Raw genomic sequence first — 19,348 nt, 5'->3', positions numbered from 1 at the left:
GCAGGGCCGCGATGACCGGGCTGCGCGCGATCGTCACCGGCGGCGCGTCGGGCATCGGCCTGGCCACCGCCACCCTGCTGGCCCGGCGCGGCTGGCGGGTCGCGACGCTCGACCTGACCACCGAGGTGCCGTCGCCCCTGGTCGGCCTGCGCTGCGACGTCACCGACGACGCTTCCGTCCGAGCCGCCGTCGCCGCGGCGGCCGAGCAGTTCGGCGGCCTCGACGTGGTGGTCAACAACGCCGGCATCGGCGCGCAGGGCACGGTCGAGGACAACGACGACGCCGAGTGGGCGCGCGTCTTCGACGTCAACGTGCAGGGCATGGTCCGAGTCAGCCGGGCCGCGCTTCCCCACCTGCGCCAGTCGTCGCATGCGGCGATCGTCAACACCTGCTCGGTCGCGGCCACCGCCGGTCTGCCAAGCCGGGCCCTCTACAGCGCGACGAAGGGCGCGGTGCAGTCGCTGACCCTGGCCATGGCGGCCGACCACTTGTCCGAGGGCATCCGGGTCAACTGCGTCAATCCCGGTACGGCCGACACCCCATGGATCGGCCGGCTGCTCGGCAAGGCCGACGATCCGGCCGCCGAACGAGCCGCCTTGGAGGCCCGCCAGCCCACCGGCCGCCTGATAACCGCCGACGAGGTGGCCGACGCCATCGCCTACCTGGCCGGCCCCGACGCCTCAGCCACCACCGGCGTCGCGCTCGCCGTCGACGGCGGCATGCAGGGCCTGCGCCTTCGCAAGTAAGCCCCATGCGCAGGGAGTCCTGCCGACCGCTCCCTGCGTCAGCCGCGCCCTACATTGACCGTCCCCGCAGACCGCTTGAGCGCACGGACCGAGCATTCGACGGACATTTACTGACCACGCCCGCGCCAAACGCGCATCCGTCGGCCGCTCCGCCACAGCACGCGGACAGATGAACGACCTCGTGCATCAAACGCGCACCCGTCGGCCGTCCCGACACAGCACGCCCGCAAACGAACGACCTCGTGCAGCAAACGCGCAGTTGTTGGCCGTTTGTGTGCGCCGCGGCCATAAGTGAACGGTTTCCTGCGACGGATGGGCGTGGCAGGATACTCGCGAGTAACCCGCCTGGAGAGGTTGGTGACGTCGTGGGTGAGTTGCGCACCGCGTACCGGACGTGTCCGTTCTGTGAGGCCGCCTGCGGTCTCGAGCTGACCATCGAGGACGGGCGGGTGGTTGCGGCCCGCGGCGACCGGGAGCACGTGTTCAGCCATGGGTTCGTGTGTCCCAAGGGCGCCACGTTCGGGCAGGTCACGGACGACCCCGATCGGTTGCGGCGGCCGCTGGTGCGGCGCGGCGGTGAGCACGTCGAGGTGGACTGGGACGAGGCCTTCGAGGTGGTCGCGGCGGGGTTGCGGCCCGTGATCGAGACGTACGGGCCGCACGCCACTGCCATCTATCTGGGCAATCCGAACGTGCACACGATGGCCGGCGGGCTTTACCTGAGTCCGCTGGTCAAGGCGCTCGGCACCCGGAACGTGTTCTCGGCGAGCACTGTCGATCAGATGCCCAAGCATGTGTCGTGCGGGTACATGTTCGGCAGCCCGCTGGCGATCCCCGTCCCGGACCTGGACCGTACCGACCTGCTGCTGATGCTCGGGGCCAACCCGTGGGAGTCGAACGGCAGCCTGGCCACGGCGGCCGATTTCCCGGGTCGGCTCAAGGCGATCCAGGAGCGGGGCGGCCGGTTCATCGTCGTCGACCCGCGCAAAACGCGCACGGCCGCGCACGCGAACGAGCATCTGTTCATTCGGCCCGGAACGGACGCCTTCTTACTGTTCGGCATTGTCCACACGCTGTTCGCCGACAATCTGACCAACCCTTCGCCGTACGTCGAGGGGGTGGCCGCCGTCGGCGAGCTGGCCGCCGGCTTCGCTCCGGAAGTGGTCAGCCAGGTGACCGGCGTGCCGGCTGAGCGAATCCGTTCGCTTGCGCACGAGCTGGCCGCATCGCCACGCGCGGCGGTGTACGGACGGATCGGAACCTGCACGGTCGAGTTCGGAACGCTCACCAGTTGGCTGGTCGATGTCGTGAACGCGCTCACCGGCAACCTCGACCGGCCCGGCGGTGTCATGTTCCCGCTCGCCCCGCACGTGCGACGCGGTTCGGGCAGCGGCAAGGGCTTCCGCACCGGGCGCTGGCACAGCCGGGTGCGCGGGCTGCCCGAGGTCAAGGGTGAGCTTCCGGTCGCCACGCTCGCCGACGAGATCGAAACGCCGGGAAACGAGCAGGTTCGTGCACTCATCACCGTCGCCGGCAATCCGGTGTTGTCCACGCCGAACAGTGCACGACTCGACCGGGCCCTGGCGGGGCTGTCGTTCATGGTGAGCGTCGACCCCTACTTGAACGAGACGACCCGGCACGCCGACGTCGTCCTGCCACCACCCGACGCCGTACGCAAAGGGCATTACGACTTCTCGTTCCTCGGCCTGGCCGTCCGCAACTTCGCCGCCTACAGCCCGCCGGTGCTGCCGCTGCTGCCCGGCTCGATGGACGAGTGCGACATCCTGGCCCGCCTCGAGGCGATCGTTTCTGGTCGCCAGCTGGCCGCAGGGCGGTCGACGGCCGACCGGTCAACCGCGGATCATGCAGAGGCCCATCAAGCGACAACTCACGGAGGGTCAGGCCATGGGACGACCGCCGACCCGGAAGGCTTGCTGGATGCGGCGTTGCGGGCCGGACCGTACGGACTGACGTTGCAGCAGCTCATCGACAATCCGCACGGCATCGACCTCGGCCCGTTGGAGCCGCGCCTGCCCGAGGTGCTGCGCACGCCGAGCGGCAAGGTCGAGCTCTGCCCGGCCCCGCTGGCGGCGGATGTCGAGCGGCTACGCGCCGCACTGAACCGGGAACCCGACAGCCTGGTGTTGATCGGCCGCCGTCATCTGCGGTCGAACAACAGCTGGATGCACAACGTGCCGGCCCTCGTGAAAGGCCGCGACCGTTGCACGCTGCAGCTGAACCCGGCCGACGCGGCCCGGCTCGACCTCGTCGACGGCGATGACGCCCAGGTCACTTCGCGGGTCGGCACGATCAGCGCTCGCGTCGAGGTCACCTACGCGGTGATGCCGGGCGTGGTCAGCCTGCCGCATGGGTGGGGCCACGACGTGCCCGGCACCCGGCAGACCGTGGCCGCGGCCCACCCCGGCGTCAATTCGAACGTGCTGACCGACGAGTCGGTGATCGACCCGCTCTCCGGCAACAGCGTGCTCAACGGCATCCCGGTCGAGATCAAACCGCTCGCGCGACGCGACGAAGTGCCGAACGCCCCGCAAGGAGCGACACCCAGCCAGCAGCAGACCAAGGTCTGAACGACGAGCGCCGCGCCCGCCGGCCACACGCATAGCGCCAACCATCGAACAACTTGCGACAACATGACGCGATGCACCACGTGAGCGATGACGAGCGACGCGCTTGTCGGCCACGCGGCATGGCGGTGGGAATCGAACGGCTCGTGGGAGCATGACGCGATGCGGCACGTGAGCGATGACGAGCGGCGCGCGCGGTTGGCTGTTCGGCATGCGTTGGCCGTCAAGGTGGACTCGCCCGAGGCTGCCACCGAGGCGATGACGGTGCTGCACGCCACCGAGCCGCCGACGGTGTATCTGTCGTGCTGGGCTCGGGTGCGATCACTTTCGGTCGCTGACGTTGATCGGGCGCTCTACGTGGATCGTACGCTGGTCAAGCAGTTGGCCATGCGGCGCACGCTGTTCGTCTTTCCGGTCGGGCTTCTCGCCGCCGCCTGGCCGAGCGCGTCGGCCCGCGTGGCGGCCACCGAACGCACCCGCATGGCGCAGGACGCGGTGACGGCCGGCCTCGCCGAGGACGGGCACGAATGGCTCGACCAGGCGCGTACGGCCGTAATAGAAGCTCTCGCCGCCGTGCCCGACGGCCGGTCCGCGTTGGAGCTGCGTCGGTCGGTGCCGCTGATCGACGTCAAAGTGGCCGTCCGGGCGGGTGAGATGTGGACGGCCGGCCGGGTCCTCACCCACCTCGGCCTGACCGGCGATCTCGTCCGCGGGCTCAACACGGGCGGCTGGCACGTCTCGCGCCCCCAGTGGACGCTGATGCGGCACTGGCTCGCCGACCTGCCGGCCCTGCTCACCGCCGAGGAGGGCTACCGGGAACTCGTACGGCGCTGGCTGTTCACTTTCGGTCCCGGCACCGAGGACGACATCGTCTGGTGGCTCGGCTCCACCAAGGCAGTCGTCCGCACGGCGCTGAAAAGCCTGGACGCCGAGCCAGTCACCCTGGACGGCGGCGCGACGGGCTGGCTGCTGCCCGACGACTTGGACGAAGTCACCTTCGACCAGCCGTGGGCTGCTCTGCTGCCCGTCCTCGACCCGACCGTGATGGGCTGGAAGGGCCGCGACTTCTACCTGGGCCCGCACCGCGAGCAGCTGTTCGACACCCGCGGCAACGCCGGCACCACCGCCTGGCTGAACGGCCGCGCCGTCGGCTGTTGGGTCCAAGATCCCTCCGGCGCCGTCCACTTGAAACTCCTCTCCGAGGTGGACGACCACGGCCGCACCCTGCTCGAAGCCGAAGCGGAACGCCTCACCGCCTGGCTCGACGGCTTCCGCGTGGGCAGCGTCTACTCCTCCCCCGCCATGAAACGGCCATGAACCGGCCATGAAGGGGTGATCAGGGCCAGACACCCCGTTCGGTGGCGTCCCGCAGCACGGACATCGCTGACGCCCGCATGACCTCGGCCGCCCGTGCCCGCGACAAACCCCCGACGTCGGTGAGCCAGATCAACGCCTCAATGCCCGCCGCCGACCGGATGGCCCGCGCCAGCAACGGCAGGTCGAGCCCGGGGTGAGTGTCGGCCAACGGCTCCAGCGCCTCGAGGATCCATCGGATGCCCCGGCCCTGCCGCAATGTGCCGGCGTCCGCGGCTACGGCCTCGCGCGGCGGGGCCAGCGCCAGCTGCAGGGCGGCCCGCAACTGGGGCTCCCAGGCCAGCGTCACGTCGTGGATGAACACGCGCAGGACCAGCGACAACCGCTCGGCCGGGTCGGCCGGCGCCGGGTCCGGCAGTAGCGACTCCACGTCGATCTGCGGATGAGCGGCGGCGATCAGGTCGCGGTGGTTGGCGAAATACCGGTAGGCAGTCGTACGCGAGATCCCCGCCGCCGCGGCCGCCGATTCCACCGTGACCGGGCGACCACCGGCCAGCTCCTGCCTCGCGGCTGCCACCAGGGCGTCGTACGTACGTCGCTTTTGCGCCGACCGACCCGTCTCCACGTATGACGCCGAATCGCTTCGTGGTACTTCGGTGCCCATGATGGGAGGGTAGTACCACGAGCACTCGGAAGGGAGACGTCATGAACGACCCCGTCGCGACCAACCCGGAGCTGTACTCGGTGGTGTTCGAGAATCCCCGGGTCCGTGTGCTGCACTATCACGACCGGCCCGGCGACAGCACCCGGCCGCATCACCACCCCGACAGCGTCATGATCACGATGTCGTCCTTCCGGCGCCGGCTGGTCCACAGTGACCGCAGCGTCGAGGTCAACCTCTCGGCGGGCGAGGTCCGCTGGCTCGACGCGCAGGACCATTCCGGCCACAACATCGGCGAGACCGACACCGAGACGCTGTTCGTGGAGCTCAAAGGCTAGGCGCGCAGCACCGTGAGCGAGACGCCGGTGGCCAGCCGGTACGGGTTGGTGGCGACCAGGGCCCCGATGGCCCGGCGCAGGCGGGACACCTCGGCCCGGACCGTCACCACGTGGTCGGCGTCGCCGAACAGAAAGCGGCTCATCTGCCCCGCTGTCAGGCCGTTGGGCCCGCAGGTCCACAGCAGCGTCAGGATCTCGGCGTGGCGGCGGGTCAGCGGCGTCCGCCACGGTTCGGCCTCGCCGCGCACCTCGACGACCGGCGCCGCCCGCAGGTCGAGGGTGGCGTGGATGGTGACGTGCGGACCGGCCGGGCGCACGAGCCAGCCCTCGGCCAGGCGTTCCGGCAGGCAAAGGCCCAATCCCGGTACGCCGAGCGCGGTGCCCTCGCGCGGCGCCCCGATGCGGTCGCGGACGGCCACACCGCTCGCCGCGGCCACCCAGCCCTGCTCATCGACGATGAGGTGCGGCCCGGCCACCGTCGCCGTGACGTGGGCAGCCGAGCGGCGCAGCCGTTCGAGGCGGTCGGCGTGATGCCGCCACAACTGGGCCTCGGCCAGGCGTACACCCATGGCCACCAGGGCCTCGATCGCCGGATGCAGCGTGAGGGCGGGTCCGCTCACGTCGACGATGCCGAGCATTTCCCCTGTACGCGGGTCGTGCACGGGATGAGCCGTGCAATACCAGGCGTGCTGCGCCTGCTCGAAGTGCTCGGCCGAGAACAGCTGCACCGGCGCCGCCTCGACCAGCGCGGTGCCGATCGCATTCGTGCCGACCGCCGCCTCCGTCCAGTGCGCACCTTCGGTGAAGCCCAGGACGTCGGCCCGGTGCAGCAGCGCGGTGGGCCCGACCCGCCACAGGATCACGCCGTCGGCCCCGGTCACCACCAGCAGGAAGCCGTCGGCCAGCCGCAGCAGGTCGTCGACGATCAGCGCCAGCGGCGATTCCCGGCGCAGGCGCTCAACATCGTCGAACGGCACCGGGTCACGGGCGTTGGCCCGGGCCGGATCGAGGCCCAGCCCGATCACGCGCGACCACGACCGTTCGACCAGCGCGCGTGGACGATGCGGTGGGCGGCCCCCGGTCAGCACCGCGTCGTGCACACGGCGCAGCTCACGGGCGTGCCGCGACAGGTCGGTGCCCGGCCGCACCGCGCCGAAATCGCCCATGGCTGAGCATGGCCCGCGCGTGCAATGTGTTGCAACCCTGTTGCGCAACGAAGTCGGGCTTGTCTATTGGCGGGCATGACGCAGACAACCGAGCTCTCCGTAAGGCAGCGCGTGGACGACTGGCTGGAGTCCTTCGAGGCCGCGCTGCGGGCCCGGGACATCCCGGCCGCGACCGCCCTGTTCGCCCCCGACTGCTTCTGGCGCGACCTGGTCGCCTTCACCTGGAACATCACCACCGTCGAGGGCCGCGACGGCATCGCCGACCTGCTGACCAGCACGCTGGACGGCACCGACCCGTCCGGCTTCGAGGTGACCGAGGAGCCGTCCGAGGCGGACGGCGTGATCGAGGCCTGGATCCGGTTCGAGACGGCGGTCGGGCGCGGCACCGGGCTGCTGCGGCTCAAGCCGGAGGGTGCGTGGACGCTGCTCACGACGCTGCGGGAGCTCAAGGGGCATGAGGAGTCGCTGGGCGAGCGCCGGCCGCAAGGCGTGGAGCACGAACTGACGCCGGGACGCCAGTCGTGGAAGGAGCGCCGCGAGGAGGAGGCGGCGGCGCTGGGCGGTGCGGAACAGCCGTACGTCGTCATCATCGGCGGCGGTCAGGGCGGCATCGCGCTCGGCGCCCGGCTGCGCCAGCTAGGCGTACCGGCGTTGGTGATTGACAAGAACGCGCGGCCCGGCGACCAGTGGCGCGGCCGGTACAAGAGCCTTTGCCTGCACGACCCGGTCTGGTACGACCACCTGCCGTACCTGCCGTTCCCGCCCAACTGGCCGGTGTTCGCGCCCAAGGACAAGATCGGCGACTGGCTGGAGATGTACACGAAGGTCATGGAGGTGCCGTACTGGACATCCTCGACTGTTCGTTCGGCCACCTTCGATCAGCAAACGAACAAGTGGAGCGTCATCGTCGATCGCGAGGGCGGCTCGGTCGAGCTGACGCCGGCCCACGTGGTGTTCGCGACCGGCATGTCGGGCAAGGCCAACTTCCCGACGTTCCCCGGCCAGGACGTCTTCCGCGGGGATCAGCAGCACTCCAGCCAACATCCGGGCCCTGAGGCGTACGCGGGAAAACGAGTCGTCGTGGTGGGCTCGAACAACTCGGCGTTCGACATCTGCGGAGCGTTGTGGGAGCACGGCGCGGACGTGACGATGGTGCAACGCTCGTCGACGCACATCGTCAAGTCAGCTTCGCTCATGGACATCGGCCTGGGCGACCTCTACTCCGAGCGGGCGGTGGCGAGCGGCGTCACCACCGACAAGGCCGACATGATCTTCGCCTCGATCCCCTACCGGATCATGCATGAATTCCAGATTCCCCTGTACGAACGGATGGCCGAGCGGGACGCCGAGTTCTACGCCCGGCTGGAGAAGGCCGGCTTCCGGCACGACTGGGGCGCCGACGGTTCCGGCCTGTTCATGAAGTACCTGCGACGCGGTTCCGGCTACTACATCGACGTGGGCGCGGCCGACCTGGTCGCCGACGGACGGGTCAAGCTCGCGCACGGCCAGGTCGACCACCTCACCGAGGACGCCGTGGTGCTCGAGGACGGCACGACGCTGCCGGCCGACCTGGTCGTCTACGCGACCGGCTACGGCTCGATGAACGGCTGGGTGGCCGATCTCGTCGACAGCGCGACCGCGGACAAGGTCGGCAAGGTGTGGGGCCTCGGCTCGGACACGCCGAAGGACCCGGGACCTTGGGAGGGCGAGCAGCGCAACATGTGGAAGCCCACCCAGCAGGAGAACCTGTGGTTCCACGGTGGCAACCTGCACCAGTCCCGGCACTACTCGCTCTATCTGGCCCTGCAACTGAAGGCCCGGTACGAAGGTCTGCCCACCCCCGTCTATCGGCTGCAGGAGTCGCACCACACCGCCTAGCCGTATGTGACCGGCGTCACTCGCGACGATGATCCGTCGCGGGTGGCGCCGTCGTCTGTCCTGATATGAAAGTGACCGAGCTGGACGACGAGCAGCTGCTGCGGCGCGTCGCCCGGGCCGACCGGGCCGCGTTCGACGAGCTGTACCGGCGGACGTCGCCGTGGCTGGCCGTCCGGCTGCGCCGCCGCTGCTCCGACGACGGCATGGTGGCCGAGGTCCTGCAGGACACCTATCTCGCCGTCTGGCGGGCGGCCGGCTCGTTCACCGGCCTGCAGGGCGGCGGCAGCGGAGCCGGCTGGCTGTGGACGATCGCCGCGCACCGGCTGGTTGACGCCATGCGCAAACGCGCCCGGCACCCCGAAACACCCTCGGACGAATTGCCCGTACGCAGCACGCCCGCCGCCGAGGACGAGGCGCTGGCCGGATCGATCGGCGACGAGGTGGGCCTGGCCCTCTCGCGGCTCGCCCCCGAGTTGCGCGAAGTGTTGCACGCGATGGTGCTGGACGGGTTCACCGTACGGGAAACCTCGATCCTCCTCGGCGTGCCCGAGGGAACCGTCAAGAGCCGGGCGCGCCGCGCTCGCAGCGTGTTGCGGGAGGCACTGTCGTGACCGAGCACATTCCGACACCTTCGCTAACTTCCTACACCGCCAATGCGCGCGACCTCGACGACGCCACGGTGTGGGCGGTCGAGGTCCACCTCGAGAACTGCGCCGAATGCCGCGCGAAGCTGGCCGAACTGGCCGCTCCCCCGTTGCTGACATTGCTCGACGACGTGCAGGTGATGATCGACAGGGGGGTGCGTACCGGGCCCGAGCCGGTCCGTCGACGCACCTGGCGTCGCCTCGCGCATCGGTGGGCCGTGTGGTCGGTGATCCCGTGGGTCACGCTGGTGTTCAGCGCGGTGCTGGCCGCCTTCCTGCTCGACCGCGAGTTCCCGCAGCGGCCGTCGCTGGTGCTGCTGCTGGCCCCGGTGGCCCCGCTGGCTGGTCTGGCCATCGCCTGGTCCCGGCGCAGCGACCCAGCCTGGGAGATCACCGTGGGCACTCCGCGCGCCGGTCTCGAAATGCTTTTCCGCCGTACGGTCGTCGTGCTCGCGACCGTGCTGGCCCCACTGGCGGTGGCCGGTTGGCGGCTCGACATGAACCCGACCCTGTGGCTGCTCCCGAGCCTCGCCTTCACCGCGGCCACGCTGCTGCTCGGCGGGCTGATCGGCGTGACCCGCGCGGCCGCGCTGCTGAGCGCCGGCTGGCTGCTGGCCGTCGCCCTGCCCGCGATCCTCACCTCCGACCTTCCGGTGGTCGTCCGGCCCGCCAGCCTGCCCGTCTGGGCCCTGGCCGCGCTGGTCGGCGCCGCCCTGGCCGTCCTCCGTGCCGGTGATCACCGGCGCGTCAACTAAGGAGACCCCCTTTGGTACGCATGGTCAGCGCCACCGAGCTCAGACCCACCACCTACGCGTGGCCGGTCGAGGCGGCCGCGCTCGAGGTCAAGGCCGGGCGGCACCTCGCCGTGAACGGTCTCGACCTGAGCCTGGGCGACGGCGTGCACGGCCTGCTGGGCCCGAACGGCGCCGGCAAGACGACGCTCATGCGCGCGTTGTCGACCGTCCACCGCCCGTCCGGCGGCCGGCTGCGGCTGCTCGGCGAGGACGCCACCAACGGCCGGGGGCTGCGGTCGCTGCGCCGCCGGTTGGGCTACCTGCCGCAGCACTTCGGCTTCTACCCGCGGTTCACCGTGCGCGAGTACGTCGAGTACATGGCCTGGCTGCGCGAGATGCCCAAGGCGGCCGTCCCCGGCGCGGTGCAACGCGCGGTCGAACGGGTCGGGCTCACCAGCCGGGCCGACTCGCGGCTCAAGACGCTGTCCGGCGGCATGCTGCGGCGGGTCGGCATCGCCCAGGCGATCGTGAACGACCCCGACCTGCTGCTGCTCGACGAGCCGACGGTCGGCCTCGACCCGGAGCAGCGCGTCGAGTTCCGCACACTGTTGCGCGAATTGGGCGCCGGCAGCTGCGTCGTGGTGTCGACGCATCTGGTCGAGGACGTGGTCGCGGCCTGTACGGACGTGGTGCTGGTCGACGAGGGCCGGCTGGTGTGGCAGGGGCTGCCGGCCGAGCTGATCTCGCGCGGCGAGCAGGGCGGCACCGGCGACAGCCCGGCCGAGCGGGGCTACACCTCGTTCCTGAGCTCCCACCGGAGTCTCTCGTGAGCCGCATCTTCCGCTTCGAGCTACTACGCTCCAACGCCCCGGCACTGGCCGTGCTGCTCCTCGCGGCGGGCCTGGCCGGGCTCGCGCTCGGCGGCAACCTCGAATCCACGGCTTGGCACACCTTCGCGTACGTGCATTCGGCGTCGATGTTCCTGCTGCTCCCGCTGGCCCTGGCCGGCGGCGCGGTTCTGGGCCGTCGCGAGAAGCGCACCAAGGCCGATGAGTTGCTGGCCAGCACTCCCCGGCCGCGCGGACAGCGGCTGCTGCCGGGTCTGCTCGCCCTCGGTGTGGCGGTCGCCGTCGGCCACCTGGTCGTCTTCGTCGGCGGCGCGGTGTGGCTGCTCACCACCGGCACTTACGCGAGCGCGGTGACCGTGCTGTGGCCGCTCACGGGTGTGCTGGTGCTGGCCGGCGGCGCCTGGATGGGGCTGGCGGCGGGCCGGGCGTGGGGGTCGCCGCTGGTGCCGCCGCTGGTCGCGGTGCTCGGCCTGGTGCTGCAGCTCGGGTTCTCCGAGATCGGCCCGCCCGGCGAACCGACGTACCTGGAAAATCTCTCGATGCTGGCGCAGCCGCCCTCGTACGCGTGGGAGGCGATCACCGGGCGGGCCCTGCTCGGGTACGCGGTACTCGGCGCGGGCCTGATCGGCACCGGTTTCCTGCTGGCCGCGGGCCGTAACTGGATCCCGCGGGTCGCCGCCGTGGTGCTGCTCGGTGTGGCCGGCACAGTCGCGGCGATCGTCCCCGGCCGGACGGCCGACACCCACTACCGCGTGGACGCCGGCGCGCAGAAGCTGGTCTGCGCCGACGGCACACCGCAGGTCTGCGTCACCGCCGCGCACGCCCAGATGCTCGACGACGCCGCGCCGCGAGTGCGTGAAGGCATGAAGTTCCTGGCCAAACTGCCGAGCGCGCAGACCCGGGCCGTCGAATGGCGGGCCGACAAGGTGTACGTGCCCGGCGAGTCGGACTGGTCGAGCACGGGCGCCACCCGCCCCGAGCCCGGCACGGTCAACTTCGACCTCAGCGACCAGATCGGCCCGGCGCTGACCGAGAACGTCGTGCTCGCCGCCGGCACCCTGTGGAACGGCTGCCAGGGCGGCCAGGATCTGGTGGCCGCGCACGCGGTCGGCGCCTGGCTGATGGGCAAGGACGAGCTGACCGGCGTCGACGACGGCCTCAGCTACTTTCCGGAGATGAAGAAGCAGGTGCCCGAGGTCGTACGGCAACTGCGCGCCCTGCCCGAGAAGGAGCAGATCCGCCGGGTCGTGGCCGTCCGCGAGGCGTCGCTGGCCTGCCAGGAAGACCTGCTGCCGCTGCTGACGGGGAAGTCGTCATCGTGACGCGCTGGCTGCGGCTGTACATCCGCTCCCGCCGGGTTCCGCTGGCGGTCACCGTGGCGGTGGCCGCGGCCACCCTGAGCTGGGCCGGCTGGTCGGCGTTTTCCGACGCCCCCGAGATCAACCAAGGCCTGGCCATCTTCACGGCCTTGGCCGTGCTGGCCCCGCTGATTTTCACCCTCAGCAGCGACGACGATTCGCTCGAGTCCGGTACGGCGCTCCCGTGGCCGCCGCGCCGGGCCCTGCACCTATTGGCAATCGCCGTGGTGGCCGCCGTCCCGCTGCTGGCAAGCCGCTACACGGGCGCGTCGTTCGGCCCGCCCGGCGAGACGCTGCGGGCGGTGGCCGGCTTGACCGGCCTGATCGGGCTCGGGGTGGCCCTGGCGGGCACCCGGATGGCGTGGCAGGTGCCGCTGTGCTGGGCCGTCATCCAGCTCCTGACCGGCGGCGCGTCGTCGCCGGGCTGGCGCGAGGTCCTGTTCTGGCTGGTCGAGCCGGCGTCGAGCACCGTCGCCGCAGCCACCGCGGCCGTCCTGCTCACCGCCGGAGTGCTGACCTACGCGTGGCGCGTCGGCCCGCGCCGAGCACCAGCCGAGGCCGTGCTCGGCCAATAGCTCGCGAACACCGATCTGGGTGTGACGCCTCCCGGTTTAAGATCGCCGCATGCGACCGCTCATTGGCGTGACGATGAGCGCCGCGGGTTCACCGCACGAGGTGGTGCTGAAGCTCCAAGGCGGTGACGACTGGGAGCTGAACGTCTGGGCCACCTTCGAGGATCTGGCCAAGCTCCGCGGCGTACGAGCCGCCGCTTGGGACCAGCGTAGGTCGATCGCGGCTGGAACAAGTGCCGGCGGCAAAGTCTTCTGGTGTGCTCCCGGCGAGGGGTCAGACCCCGAGATCGCGACAGTGTTGATCGGGCACGACGACGAGGTGTGAAACATCGCCTTCCTGATAACTGTGACGTTGTCGAGAAGGTCGGCACTCTGGCCGGCGCACGAAAGCTGGACTGACCAGTCGTAGCCCGCTCGCCTGGTCACGACTGGCGGCTGTTTAACCAGCTTTCGCGGGGAACCAAGTATCGCCGCCGCCATGCAGCAATCCAGCGGGACGGATCCCAAAGACACGCACACGAGAACCCACCAACGACGGGTAGGACCAAAGCAGGCGACCAACCGGGACCGCCGGACACGCTCAGAGCCAGCCGTTGGCGCGTGTTGAACTCACGACTGGTCGCGCATTCGCACCATCAGCCTCATGGACGTTCGAACCGTGCCGCTTGCCCACGTTCGAATCCTGGCCGCGCGTGCGCGTTCGAACTGAAGTCGCTCACGCACGTCCGAACCGCGATCGCTCGCGCGTGCAAACCGTGGCCGTTCGCGCACATGCAGGCGACGGCCACGGTTTGTCATCGGTCAGGCGACGGCCACGGTTTGTCGCCGCTCAGGCGACGGCCACGGTTTGTCGCCGCGCAGGCAACGGCCACGGTTTGTCGCCGCGCAGGCAACGGCCACGGTTTGTCGCCGCGCAGGCAACGGCCACGGTTTGTCGCCGCGCAGGCAACGGCCACGGTTTGTCGTCGCTCAGGCAACGGCGGCGAAGCCGCCACTCCAGGAAATCTTCTCGCCGGCGGCCAGGGTCATCTGCAGGAAGGCGAGCGACTCGAGCTCGCGCGCCCGCTTGAGCGAACCGGCGTCGACCGCGCGCAGACCGGCGGCCGTCACGAACTCGGCCACCGCAGCCTTGGCGTCGGCGTCGTCACCGGCGATCAGCACGGCGGTCGTCTCGGAGCCGAGCGAGCCGGTGGCCAGGGTGCCCGCGAAGTTGGTGTTGAAGGCCTTCACGACCTTCGACTGCGGCAGCGCCTTGGCCAGTTCGGCGGCAGCCGAGCCGTCGGCCGGGACGGTCAGGTTGTCGAAGGTGGCGAAGTCGACCGGGTTGGTGATGTCGACGACGACCTTGCCGGCCAGCTCGGCCCCGCGAGTGGCCACGATGTCGGCCAGGGCGCTGTGCGGCACGGCCAGGATCACGATGTCGCCGGAGACCGCTTCGCCGGCGTTCGACGTGTTGAGCTGCTGGACGGTGTTGCCGCCCTTGGCGACGAGGCCGCCGATCGCCTGACCCATGTTGCCGGTGCCGAGGATGCTGATGTTCGCCATGGTGCCCTCCCGAACCTGTTTGGTTGTTGCTACAACCATTGCACGAATCGCCAGTTGTAGCAACAACCAATTTCGTGGAAAACTGGTGACCGTGGACACGCGATGGCTGGACAAGGAGCAGAAGGCCGCCTGGGTACGCCTGGCCGCCGTGCTCGAGCTGTTACCCGGAGCCCTGGATTCACAGCTGCGGCGCGACGCTCAGATCACGCACTTCGACTACTTCGTGCTGGCCATGCTGAGCGAGGCGCCGCACCGGACCCTGCGGATGACCGCCCTGGCCGAGCTGACCACCGCCACGCTGGCTCGCCTCTCCCACGTCGTGCAGCGCCTGGAAACGCGCGGCCTGGTCGAGCGTTTCCCCTGCCCCGAGGACAAACGCGCAACCAATGCACGTTTGACCGAAGCCGGCTGGGCGAAAGTGCGCGAAGCCGCCCCCGGCCACGTAGAAACCGTGCGCGACAACGTCATCGACGCGCTCACCCCCGAACAGGTAACGCAACTGACCGACATCCTCGACGCCGTCCTGCACCGCCTCGACCCGACAAGAGCCCGATCCGCCATTTACGAGCGCTACGACTGACCACCCATCGCCGCCCCGAAACGCTCAACCCCACCGCCAAACGCTCAACCCGCCGCTAAACGCTCAACCCGCGGACGCCAATGCTCAACCCAGCGGCAACCGTTCAACCTCGGCTGCGCCAATGCTCAACCCAGCGGCAAACGCTCAACGTCGGCTGCGCCAATGCTCAACCCAGCGGCAAACGCTCAACGTCGGCTGCGCCAAACGCTCAACCCAGCGGCAAACGCTCAACCTCGCCGCCACCAAACGCTCAACCCACCGACAAACGCTCAACCTCGCCGCCACCAAACGCTCAACCCACCGACAAACGCTCAACCTCGCCGCCACCAAACGCTCAACCCAGCGGCAAACGCTCAACCTCGCCGCCGACAACGCTCAACCAAGCGGGCAAACGCTCAACCCCGCGCAACCAAACGCTCAACTTCGCCGGCAACGCTCGGTTTCGGCCGATGAACGCTCAACTCGACGGTCGCTGCACGTTCGAGCACGTCGGCGCTGGCGCTCGGATCCGTGGGCGGTCCGCTTCGATTGGGCGCCGACGAAAGCTCAACCGGGCGGCCGCGCGACCGAGTTTGACGAGCGTGACGAAGCCCCTGCGCGGACAGCTGGCCACGGTGGGGGTGTCGGCCCTCGCCTTCCAGCTGCTGTTGCTGTTGATGCCGCCGGCGCTCGGTCGCGGACTGGCCGACACGTTGATTGCCGTCGCCATGGGCGCAGCCACCGTCGTTTACTGGCGTCGGATGCGCACCGAGACCGGGCGCACCCGTCATTCCGTACGCGTCGGAGCCGCCGCCTCCGGCTTCTGGGCGCTGGCCAACGTCGGTTACGTGGTCAACGAAATCGTGTCGTCGCCGGTTGCGTTCGCCATAGGCGTCGGTGGGTCGCTCGCCGCCGCGACGCTGCTGCCGGTGGGGCTGTTCCTGGGAGCGCCCGCCATGACCGGCGTTCAGCGCTACCGCGGGCTGCTCGACGTGGCCGCCGTGTCGGGCGCGATCTTCACCCTCTCCTGGGTGTACGTACTCGAGCCGGCCCATGCCAGCGGCTCGGCGCTGGTCACCACCACCGTGCTGACGGCATTCGAAGTGCTCGCGGCGGCGGTCGCGCTCGTGACGATGGCTCGCAACTTCCCCGGCCGTACGGGTCACAACCCGCGCGTCCTCGGGGCGGCCTCGGTCGTGCTGGCCGGTACGGCGATGCTCGCGCTGCACAACAGCTCCGACGGACAGTCCTGGTACAGCGGGGTCGGCGCCGGCTACGTGCTCGCCGCCGGGCTGATCCTGGTCGCGAGCCGCCTCGAGACGCCACGCAAAGAGGTGGTGCGGGCGGCCCGGCACTTCGCCGGCGGCTGGGCCCTTCTTCCGTACGTGCCAATCGTTCTGGCCGTCGTGGCGGTCGCAATCGAGCAGGTGCAGCACGGCGCGCTCGAACCCGTACTCGTGTGGATCCTGCTGACGACGTTCGGGCTGGTGCTCGTACGTCAGTTCCTGACCATGGCGATCATCGGCGGCCTGGCCGTCGAGCTGGAACACCAGCGCGCCGAGCTGGCTCACCAGGCGCACCACGACTCGCTGACCGGGCTCTACAACCGGGCTGCCTTCCACGTCCGCGGCGGCGCCCTGCTGGCCCGGCATCCCGGCGCCACCGTTCTGTTGATCGACCTGGACGGCTTCAAACCGGTCAACGACCGCCTGGGCCACGCCGCCGGCGACGAGGTGCTGGCCACGGTCGCGCAACGCCTGCTCGCCGAAGTGCGCCCGGGCGATCTGGTGGCTCGCCTCGGCGGCGACGAGTTCGCGCTGGTCCTGACCGGCCAGGACGCCCCGGAAGCGGCCACCCGAATCCGGAACGCCCTGACCGAGCCGATGCTCGTCCGCGGCGAGCCCGTCACCATCGGCGCCAGCGTCGGCGCCGCCTCGGGCGACAGCTCGCTCGACGCGCTGCTGCACCAGGCCGACACCGCCATGTACGCCGCCAAGGCCACCCACCGCCACCACGTACTCGCCTGACCTCGACGACCCGCGCCCGGAGGGCGGCGACTATTACGCTTTCGCGGGTGACATCACATGATCGCCAGTCGGCCCGGGATTCGAGTCAGGCCTGGCAAGAGCTCACGTCGGACTTCGAGCATGCGCGCGCCCGGGAAGACTCCTTGGACCGGCTCGTCGAGTGGCCCGCCCAGCGAGATCTTCTCGGAGATGTCACCGAACGTTCCATTCTCGACCTGGGCTGCGGCAACGGCGCCAAACTGGCGGAGCTGGCCCGCGACGGCGCGGTCGCCTCGGCCGGTGTCGACATCGCGGGAAAGTTCATCCCCGCTCCCCCGGCCGGCGTCGAGCTGATCCAGGGCGATCTGTCCCACCCGGAGCGCGTGCCGCAACCAATTGGCCGCACGTTCGACCGGGTCCTGTTCCTGCAATCTTTCGGGTACGCCGAAGACCCGGTGCACACCTTGCGGGCCGCGCGGGCGATGTTGAAGCGGGACGGGTTCATTCTGCTCACGAGAACCCAACCGATCCGGTACGCCGTCGAACGTACCGAGCGAAACGGGACCTCACTGGGTGAGGAGTACTTCTCCAGCGCCGACTACACCTACCGCACCGGCTGGAACGAGCACATCGCGCTGTCCAAACGGCCCTTCACCATGTCCGACCTGCTCAACACGTTCAGTGCGGCCGGGCTGTGGATCGAGACCGCTGCCGAGCCCCGGCTCACCGAGGAGGCCGCGCGGCGCTACCCGCACAAGCAAGAGTGGATGAACAAGTACTTGGGCATCCTGATCTTCAAGCTACGGCCCCTCGCCTCGCATTAAGCCACGCCACGGCGGTGACACCGGCGGTTCGGGTCCTGGATTCGCAGCCCACGGCCCCGCCCGTTGTCGCTGGGCGGGGCCGCAGGTCGGTCAGCGGCCGTAGCGCGACTTCAGGTGACGCCACCAGTCGCGGAACATCCACTTGTCGAAGTCGGTGATCTGGGTGGCGCTGCCGGCCTTCATGATGAAGCCCCGCCCGGGCGTCGGGTCCCAGTCGTAGAAGTCGTCCAGACCGTACGTATGACCAAGCTCGTGCAAGAAGATGTGCATGTTCTCGGCGTTGACGTTGTTCACGAAGTACTCCGAGCCCACGCGCTGGCCCCAGTCACCGCCCGCGCCTCCGCCGAAGCCCGCGGTCAGCCAAAGCGAGTGGTCGTAGTGGTGGGAAGCCCCACCCGGGCAGCCCGAGTAGTTGTTGTCCTGATGGAAGAACCGGCCGCACGCAGGCGAGCACTGCGGCGCGTTCTCGTTGATGTTGCCGACGTAGATGTCGACGGAGTTGTCGGTCCAGTCCAGTTGTGCGCGATCACGAACGGCCCAGCCGACCACTTTGACCGGCACCTGCTTGTACGGCCAGTTGTTCCAGCCCTGGCCGTTGTCCAGCATCTGGTCCATCCACCTCTGGTACTGCCGCTGCAGGGCAGCGTGGATGGCGTCGCGTTGCGCGGTGCTGACACGGGCGGTCGAATCCCACCGTACGCAGTAGTTGATGGCGCCGTTGGCCGCGAACAGCTGATCCCAGCCGTAGTTCTTGAACCCGTACAGGTTGCCGTTGCTGTACGTCTGCTCCTGATGCGTCCACACAGCGGCAAGCGGCTGCACGAGCGTCGACGGCGGGTTCCACTGGTCACCGGCCGGTGGAGGCGTCGTCGTCGGGGGCGTGGTCGGCGGCGTGGTGGGTGGAGTCGTCGGCGGAGTTGTGGGCGGTGTTGTGGGCACCGCGCCGGTACACGCCGTTCCGTTGACCGCGAAGGCTGTCGGGACGGGGTTGGCCGACGTGAACGAGCCGTTGAAGCCGAGGCTGATCGTGCCGCCCGTGGCGACCGAGGCGTTCCAGCCGGCGTTGGTGACGGTGACAGCCGGCCCGCTCTGCGTGAACGTGCCGTTCCAGCCTTGCGCGACTTTCTGCCCGCTGTCGGTGAAGGCGAACGTGAGCGACCACCCGTTGAGCGGATCGCCCAGGTTGGCCACGGTCACGGAAGCTCCGAAGCCTCCCGACCATTGATTGGTGACCGCGTACGTGACTCGGCACCCCACTGCGGCGTACGCGGGTCGCAGCACCGCCACGACCGAGAACGCCGCCATGAGGCAGGCGGCCAACCAGACGACACGACGTTTCATCACTCCTCCTCGAGAGGGCCGGACGCGGAACAGAACGGAAGAGAGACGTTCAATCGCACGACAACGCCACAGCCGACCGTGCACTCAGCCCGCCGACCGTTCGTGTACGCCGAGCCCACGCCGCTCGGCGCGCAGCTCGGCTGACAATCGCGCACAACCGTGCGACCAACGCCGCTCGGCACGCATCCCGGACGACAACCGCGCACAACCGTGCAGCCAACGCCGCTCG

Annotated in this window: 18 protein-coding genes; 14 read left to right on the top strand and 4 right to left on the bottom strand. The window is 69.7% G+C overall.

Annotated elements, in window-relative coordinates; all coding sequences use genetic code 11:
* Positions 1-11: 11 nt before the first annotated feature.
* From OWR29_RS43860 to OWR29_RS43850, 3 genes are all read left to right on the top strand, one after another.
* A complete protein-coding gene (locus OWR29_RS43860; protein ID WP_267569570.1) occupies positions 12-746 on the top strand; it encodes an SDR family NAD(P)-dependent oxidoreductase in 735 nt (244 codons plus the stop codon).
* A gap of 365 nt (positions 747-1,111) precedes the next feature.
* Positions 1,112-3,334, top strand: coding sequence for a molybdopterin oxidoreductase family protein (locus OWR29_RS43855; protein WP_267569569.1), 2,223 nt, complete (start codon positions 1,112-1,114; stop codon positions 3,332-3,334).
* Between the two features lie 168 nt (positions 3,335-3,502).
* Positions 3,503-4,648, top strand: coding sequence for a winged helix DNA-binding domain-containing protein (locus OWR29_RS43850; RefSeq protein ID WP_267569568.1), 1,146 nt, complete (start codon positions 3,503-3,505; stop codon positions 4,646-4,648).
* Between the two features lie 19 nt (positions 4,649-4,667).
* Here OWR29_RS43850 and OWR29_RS43845 read toward each other — a convergent pair whose 3' ends face one another.
* Complete coding sequence (locus tag OWR29_RS43845; protein WP_267569567.1) at positions 4,668-5,222, bottom strand: TetR family transcriptional regulator; 555 nt, start codon at positions 5,220-5,222, stop codon at positions 4,668-4,670.
* A gap of 128 nt (positions 5,223-5,350) precedes the next feature.
* Between OWR29_RS43845 and OWR29_RS43840 the strand changes: the two genes are divergently transcribed.
* Positions 5,351-5,644 carry a cytoplasmic protein gene (locus tag OWR29_RS43840; protein ID WP_267569566.1) on the top strand — a complete coding sequence of 98 codons (294 nt, stop codon included), beginning with the start codon at positions 5,351-5,353 and terminating at the stop codon, positions 5,642-5,644.
* On the opposite strand, the gene OWR29_RS43835 is transcribed toward OWR29_RS43840, so the two are convergent.
* Positions 5,641-6,810 carry a sigma-54-dependent transcriptional regulator family protein gene (locus OWR29_RS43835; protein ID WP_267569565.1) on the bottom strand — a complete coding sequence of 390 codons (1,170 nt, stop codon included), beginning with the start codon at positions 6,808-6,810 and terminating at the stop codon, positions 5,641-5,643. The two genes, OWR29_RS43840 and OWR29_RS43835, sit on opposite strands and share 4 nt — an antisense overlap.
* A gap of 75 nt (positions 6,811-6,885) precedes the next feature.
* Between OWR29_RS43835 and OWR29_RS43830 the strand changes: the two genes are divergently transcribed.
* The 7 genes from OWR29_RS43830 to OWR29_RS43800 all read left to right on the top strand — a co-directional run bounded on the left by OWR29_RS43830 (position 6,886) and on the right by OWR29_RS43800 (position 13,169).
* Positions 6,886-8,688 carry an NAD(P)/FAD-dependent oxidoreductase gene (locus tag OWR29_RS43830; protein WP_267569564.1) on the top strand — a complete coding sequence of 601 codons (1,803 nt, stop codon included), beginning with the start codon at positions 6,886-6,888 and terminating at the stop codon, positions 8,686-8,688.
* Between the two features lie 65 nt (positions 8,689-8,753).
* A complete protein-coding gene (locus OWR29_RS43825; protein WP_267569563.1) occupies positions 8,754-9,299 on the top strand; it encodes an RNA polymerase sigma factor in 546 nt (181 codons plus the stop codon).
* A complete protein-coding gene (locus OWR29_RS43820; protein WP_267569562.1) occupies positions 9,296-10,087 on the top strand; it encodes a zf-HC2 domain-containing protein in 792 nt (263 codons plus the stop codon). The genes OWR29_RS43825 and OWR29_RS43820 overlap by 4 nt, the downstream gene beginning before the upstream one ends.
* 20 nt (positions 10,088-10,107) lie before the next feature.
* The gene (locus OWR29_RS43815; protein ID WP_438872736.1) at positions 10,108-10,896 is read left to right on the top strand and encodes an ATP-binding cassette domain-containing protein; all 789 of its coding nucleotides are present in this window, start codon (positions 10,108-10,110) and stop codon (positions 10,894-10,896) included.
* Positions 10,893-12,236, top strand: coding sequence for a hypothetical protein (locus OWR29_RS43810; RefSeq protein WP_267569560.1), 1,344 nt, complete (start codon positions 10,893-10,895; stop codon positions 12,234-12,236). Before OWR29_RS43815 ends, OWR29_RS43810 begins: the two co-directional genes overlap by 4 nt.
* Positions 12,233-12,847 (top strand): hypothetical protein, encoded by a 615-nt coding sequence (locus tag OWR29_RS43805; protein WP_267569559.1) that lies wholly within the window; start codon positions 12,233-12,235, stop codon positions 12,845-12,847. The genes OWR29_RS43810 and OWR29_RS43805 overlap by 4 nt, the downstream gene beginning before the upstream one ends.
* A 49-nt stretch (positions 12,848-12,896) precedes the next feature.
* Positions 12,897-13,169 (top strand): hypothetical protein, encoded by a 273-nt coding sequence (locus tag OWR29_RS43800; RefSeq protein ID WP_267569558.1) that lies wholly within the window; start codon positions 12,897-12,899, stop codon positions 13,167-13,169.
* A 644-nt stretch (positions 13,170-13,813) separates the two neighbouring features.
* Here the strand turns inward: OWR29_RS43800 and OWR29_RS43795 are convergent.
* Entirely contained in the window at positions 13,814-14,389 is a 576-nt protein-coding gene (locus tag OWR29_RS43795) for an NADPH-dependent F420 reductase (protein ID WP_267569557.1), read from the bottom strand.
* Between OWR29_RS43795 and OWR29_RS43790 the strand changes: the two genes are divergently transcribed.
* From OWR29_RS43790 to OWR29_RS43780, 3 genes are all read left to right on the top strand, one after another.
* Entirely contained in the window at positions 14,373-14,969 is a 597-nt protein-coding gene (locus tag OWR29_RS43790; RefSeq protein ID WP_324291314.1) for a MarR family winged helix-turn-helix transcriptional regulator, read from the top strand. The genes OWR29_RS43795 and OWR29_RS43790 overlap by 17 nt on opposite strands.
* A 581-nt stretch (positions 14,970-15,550) precedes the next feature.
* A complete protein-coding gene (locus OWR29_RS43785) occupies positions 15,551-16,975 on the top strand; it encodes a GGDEF domain-containing protein (protein WP_267569556.1) in 1,425 nt (474 codons plus the stop codon).
* A gap of 47 nt (positions 16,976-17,022) precedes the next feature.
* Positions 17,023-17,778: a class I SAM-dependent methyltransferase gene (locus OWR29_RS43780; RefSeq protein WP_267569555.1), complete on the top strand. Its 756-nt coding sequence runs from the start codon at positions 17,023-17,025 to the stop codon at positions 17,776-17,778.
* Positions 17,779-17,868: 90 nt separating this feature from the next.
* Here the strand turns inward: OWR29_RS43780 and OWR29_RS43775 are convergent, their stop codons facing one another.
* Positions 17,869-19,119, bottom strand: coding sequence for a cellulose-binding domain-containing protein (locus tag OWR29_RS43775; protein ID WP_267569554.1), 1,251 nt, complete (start codon positions 19,117-19,119; stop codon positions 17,869-17,871).
* Positions 19,120-19,348: the final 229 nt, after the last annotated feature.

This window comes from Paractinoplanes pyxinae (genome assembly GCF_026626335.1).
In the GTDB taxonomy this organism is placed as follows: domain Bacteria; phylum Actinomycetota; class Actinomycetes; order Mycobacteriales; family Micromonosporaceae; genus Actinoplanes; species Actinoplanes pyxinae.
Note: the sequence above shows the minus strand (reverse complement) of the source record. Positions and strands in the feature narration are given on the sequence as shown.